The 4544-nt window shown below is 54.1% G+C and carries 7 protein-coding genes; 4 read left to right on the forward strand and 3 right to left on the reverse strand.

What is annotated here, in order from left to right; translation table 11 throughout:
• Positions 1-63 precede the first annotated feature (63 nt).
• Genes serB through B2Z72_RS17410 form a run of 3 tightly spaced genes read right to left on the reverse strand, consistent with a single transcriptional unit; the run spans position 64 to position 1685 of the window.
• The gene (gene serB, locus B2Z72_RS17400) at positions 64-1281 is read right to left on the reverse strand and encodes a phosphoserine phosphatase SerB (protein ID WP_296984610.1); all 1218 of its coding nucleotides are present in this window, start codon (positions 1279-1281) and stop codon (positions 64-66) included.
• A 35-nt stretch (positions 1282-1316) separates the two neighbouring features.
• Complete coding sequence (locus B2Z72_RS17405; RefSeq protein ID WP_296984609.1) at positions 1317-1487, reverse strand: hypothetical protein; 171 nt, start codon at positions 1485-1487, stop codon at positions 1317-1319.
• Positions 1488-1499: 12 nt separating this feature from the next.
• Positions 1500-1685 carry a hypothetical protein gene (locus tag B2Z72_RS17410; RefSeq protein WP_297005421.1) on the reverse strand — a complete coding sequence of 62 codons (186 nt, stop codon included), beginning with the start codon at positions 1683-1685 and terminating at the stop codon, positions 1500-1502.
• Positions 1686-1700: 15 nt separating this feature from the next.
• On the opposite strand from B2Z72_RS17410, the gene B2Z72_RS17415 reads away from it, so the two are divergent.
• The 4 genes from B2Z72_RS17415 to B2Z72_RS17430 form a co-directional block, all read left to right on the forward strand.
• The gene (locus B2Z72_RS17415) at positions 1701-2990 is read left to right on the forward strand and encodes an adenylate/guanylate cyclase domain-containing protein (protein WP_296984607.1); all 1290 of its coding nucleotides are present in this window, start codon (positions 1701-1703) and stop codon (positions 2988-2990) included.
• A 97-nt stretch (positions 2991-3087) separates the two neighbouring features.
• Complete coding sequence (locus B2Z72_RS17420) at positions 3088-3288, forward strand: hypothetical protein (protein ID WP_296984605.1); 201 nt, start codon at positions 3088-3090, stop codon at positions 3286-3288.
• A gap of 20 nt (positions 3289-3308) precedes the next feature.
• A complete protein-coding gene (locus B2Z72_RS17425; protein WP_296984603.1) occupies positions 3309-4196 on the forward strand; it encodes a hypothetical protein in 888 nt (295 codons plus the stop codon).
• 11 nt (positions 4197-4207) lie between these two features.
• A partial coding sequence (locus B2Z72_RS17430; protein WP_297005424.1) for a phosphate ABC transporter substrate-binding protein occupies positions 4208-4544 on the forward strand: 337 nt, incomplete at its 3' end.

Here is a 4544-nt window from a genome sequence, read left to right on the forward strand (position 1 = left end):
TCCGCTTAAGTGAACAGCATTGCCGCAGTTGCGGGCTTTTTTGCTCAGCACTGAGGCATTAAATCAGCCGGCAATATCGCGGTCGCTGTAACCCAGCAGATACAGAATACCATCCAGCCCCAGAGTAGAAATGGCGTTCTTGGCATTTTCCCGCACCAGAGGTTTGGCACGGAACGCAATGCCCAGACCGGCGATACTCAGCATCGGCAGGTCATTGGCACCATCACCCACGGCAATGGTCTGCTCCAGACGAATCTCTTCCTTCTCAGCCAGTTCACGCAGCAGTTCCGCTTTACGCTGGCCGTCGACCACGCGCCCGGTAACCCGGCCGGTAACAACGCCATCTTCCATTTCCAGCTCGTTGGCAAAGACATAATCGATGCCCAGCTTTTCCTGCAGATAGCGGCCAAAGTAATTGAAGCCACCGGACAGAATCGCTGTTTTATAACCCAGCGCACTGAGGTTACGGATCAGGCGTTCAGCCCCTTCGGTCACCGGCAGGCGTTCAGCAATACCCTGCAATACGTCGCCTTTCAGGCCTTTCAGCAGAGCGACGCGCTGTTCAAAGCTCTGGATAAAATCCAGTTCGCCCTGCATCGCACGTTCGGTGATTTCTGCCACCTGCTCACCAACACCGGCAGCGGCTGCCAGCTCATCGATGACTTCCGCTTCGATCAGGGTGGAGTCCATATCAAAGCAGACTAAACGGCGGGTACGGCGATAGACGTTATCTTCCTGGAATGCGATATCAACACCCAGTTCATTGGCCACTTCGAGAAAACGCGCGCGCAGATGGGTCTGATCCGCATCACCCCGTACCGAAAATTCGACACAGGCGCGGGTGTTCGGGTTTTCACTGGCATTGGCCAGCGACACCCGCCCGGAGAGGCGGTTGATCTGATCAATATTCAGACCGTGCTCGGCGACGATGGCCGTGACACGGGAGATCGCTTCTGCCTCAATCTGACGCGACAGCAGCGTAATAATATGGCGGGGTTTCCCCTGTCCCTGTACCCATTGCTCATAACTTTCCGGAGTTACCGGCGTAAAGCGGATGGACAGCCCCATTTCATGAGCTTTGAACAGAACATCTTTGAGTACCGGTGCAGATTCTGCACGGGAGGGGATAGCGGCCAGAATGCCGAGCGACAGAGTGTCGTGGATCTCGGCCTGGCCAATATCGAGAATTGTTACATCGTATTGCGCCAGAATAGCGCTGATGCCTGAGGTCAACCCGGGCTTATCGGCCCCAGTCACACGGATTAGAACCAGTTCAGTCACGGATATATTCCTGCTTACAGATCCCGTTTAGCAATTCAGAGTTTATCAGCGTCTGCTTTAGCCGCTGAAACCACTGCGCGCAGTTCTTCGATCAGATCTACGGTTTCGTGTACAGACAAGGCGCGGACACGGTCCACACTCATCAGATACAGGCCTTTTTCCAGTTGTTGCAGTTTATCCTGCAGAGACTGTTTCACGTCGCTCATGGTGAATCCCCATCAATTATTCAGATTATTCGGCGGCAAAGGCTGCGCCATAGTCCACAGCTGCAGACGGGCCAGTATTCTTCTGGCGTTACCGCAGGCGGCGCATATAATACCACCAATACTGCGGAAATCTTCGATTGTTTGAGTAACAGCATGCACAGAGCCACGACGATTGGGCAAAAGTTGAATATAAGTCAAATTTGCGGACTGCTGATGGGTACTCTGGTACTGATCTGCGGCCTGATTATCAGTGGCCTCGGTTACTCCCAGCTGCAGGATCAGCAGGAAAACCAGCTGATGCAGAACGCCCGGCAACAGCTGCAGCACCTGGCTCTGGCCATCGCCCCCAGTCTGTTGGCGGAAGACCGTATTTCGCTGACCCTCACACTGTCAGAATGGAAAACCGGCCCCGAACTGACCAATATTCAGATCCTCAATACCAGTCAGCAGGTTATTGCCGAACAGGGCACGCCTCTGCGTGAAGGCCCGGAAATCAGCCAGTCCGTTACTCAGGACAATATGGCCGCCGGCCTGATCCGTGCGGATATTGATCTGTCAGCCGCTGCCCGCACCGCCCGTCACTATCTGGCCATGGGCCTGATTGCCAGTGGTCTGATGGCATTACTCGCAGCGCTGCTCGCCTATCAGTTAACGGAGCGGGTAACCGCTTATCTGCGCCGGCTGGAAGACAGCCTCGGGCGCTGGGAAGCCAATGATGACCCGCTGAAACTGCCGGATGCGCCGCTGCTCAGTGATCTGAAAAATATCCACAAAACGCTGAACCGGATTGCCCAGCGCGAAGAACATCAGAAAGCCATGGAACAGGCCCTCGGCCGCTTTGTATCTAGCCAGCATTCGAGCACACCGTCCGCCTTGCGTTACCACGAATGCGCCCTGTTGTTTATCGAAATTCAGGATCTGGAAATTCTGCAGCAGCGCCTGAGCGCAGAAGAACTGACCTCAGTTCTGAATCACTACCACCGCCTGCTTTCCCATGCCGCCAAGCTCTATAACGGTAAGGTCGACCGCTATCACGGCACCGGCATTGTGATGACCTTCGGTATTGCCAATCCGGTGACCACCGGCCACGAAGCCCTGCACTGCCTGTATGCCGCGCAGCTGTTCAGCGGGCTGGTCACGCATCTGCGCGAAACCGATACACAGCTGCTGCCGGTGGAATTCCGCATGGCTGCCCACTGGGGTAACGTTCTGCTGGCACCGGTAACCCATGACGAACACACCGAATGCAATATGATCGGTGACACCGTGCACTGGGCATCGCATCTGGCGGATAACGGCGAAGAACTGCGTCTGCTGGCCAGTCAGACGCTGCTCGACCACTTACCGGAAGCTGATGAAATCAAATGGCAGGAAGGCCCGCTGATTTCTGATCTCCATGGCGGAGAGCAGGCCTGTTACTGGTTACAGGAACTGTCTGAGAAGAATCACCAGCTGATTCAACGCCAGATCCGCCATATTACGGCCATGACAGAGCAAGCCTGATACTATTTTCCTATTTGTACTGTTTTGTTAACACAATTGAACTTCTGCTGACCTTAACTAAGGTTAAGTTAAAATCAACAGCAGAGGTTACCCACCCATGGTTCTTCGCAAAACAGGACTGGCCGCAGCCATCGCGCTGGCCATCAGCCCGTCCGCCTTTTCCAGCGATCTGCAGATCAATGGTTTTATGAACGTTACCGCCGGCATGCTTTCCACGGAAGATATTACCGTCGACGGCTATGATGATGGTGTCTCCTTCGACAATGACACCCTGGTTGGCCTGCGACACAGCAGGTAAACGATACAACATCCGCTACCATGCAACTGATTTCCCGTGGTTCCGAGAGCTACGAAACCGAAGCGTCCTGGGCCTACATCACCTATGCGGCGACAGACAGCACTGACATCCGCATGGGTCGCCTGCGTACTCCATTCTTTTATTATTCCGACTTTCTGGAAGTGGGTTATGCCTACAACTGGATCCGTCCACCATCCATTGTTTATCGCCTGAATGATTTGTCTTCACTCAGTGGGGCAGACGTTACCCAGCATTTCTCATTTGGCAGCGTCGACTCCACGGTGCAGTTCTATGCCGGACGCTTTACTGACGAAGTAAATCTGTCAGGCTCTGACTACAACGTTGAACTGCGCCGCGTTATGGGGATTGTGCTGAACATGTCCATGGGTGACTTCGGAACCCGTGTCAGCTATCACCAGACCGATCTGAGCATGGATCTGGACCCGGCCGGAACACGTCCGCTGGATCAGCTGGCTGGCGCCGCCACCCTGGCAGGCGTTGGCGATGACTTCATCCCGGATGAAGACAAGTCCGCTTTTTATCAGGCATCCGTTAACTACGATAACGGCTCCACCTCAGTGATTGCTGAGTGGACGGCGCTGAAACACGACAGCGCTATTCTCAACGATGATACCGCATACATGATCAGTGCTGCTCAGCGTATGGGGTCCGTGACTGCGCACCTGACCTACGCTGCGACATCCGATGATATTAAAAGCGGCGTTGTTGGAGCGATTCAGGAAAATGCTGAACAGAAAGAATCGGCCATCATTCTGGGAGCCCGTTTTGACTACGACACAGCGACAGCATTTAAAGTCGATATTCAGTACAACGATGAAGAAACCGTCAACGGCGCCGACGGTGACAGCGGCATTCTGTATGCTGTTGGCATGAGTCTGGTATTTTAAGGAGATTAACGATGAAAGTATTTAAGTCAGTCTCCCGCGCCCTGCTGGCCGCTACCCTGCTGTTCAGTGCTGCCGCTTACGCCGAAGTTGCGGTTATCGTCAGCGCATCCAATGCAAATGCCAGCCTGGATGAAAATACCATTTCGCGGATTTTCCTTGGCAAAATTTCCAAGTTCCCGGATGGCAGTCAGGCCATTCCGGTGGATCAGAATGAAGGCAGCGCATCCCGTGATGCCTTTAACGAAAAAGTCCTCGGTAAAAGTTCCAGCCAGCTGAAAGCTTACTGGTCGCGCCTGATCTTTACCGGCAAAGGAACGCCGCCAAAAGGGGTCCTGTGGAAGAACCGAC

Source organism: Thalassolituus sp. UBA6592 (assembly GCF_002433655.1).
GTDB lineage: Bacteria > Pseudomonadota > Gammaproteobacteria > Pseudomonadales > Oceanobacteraceae > Venatoribacter.

Excerpts from the sequence above, each read along its gene's own strand:
- B2Z72_RS17405 (WP_296984609.1), bottom strand. The coding sequence starts at position 1,487 with ATGAGCGACGTGAAACAGTCTCTGCAGGATAAACTGCAACAACTGGAA.
- B2Z72_RS17415 (WP_296984607.1), top strand. The coding sequence starts at position 1,701 with ATGGGTACTCTGGTACTGATCTGCGGCCTGATTATCAGTGGCCTCGGT.
- B2Z72_RS17420 (WP_296984605.1), top strand. The coding sequence starts at position 3,088 with ATGGTTCTTCGCAAAACAGGACTGGCCGCAGCCATCGCGCTGGCCATC.
- B2Z72_RS17425 (WP_296984603.1), top strand. The coding sequence starts at position 3,309 with ATGCAACTGATTTCCCGTGGTTCCGAGAGCTACGAAACCGAAGCGTCC.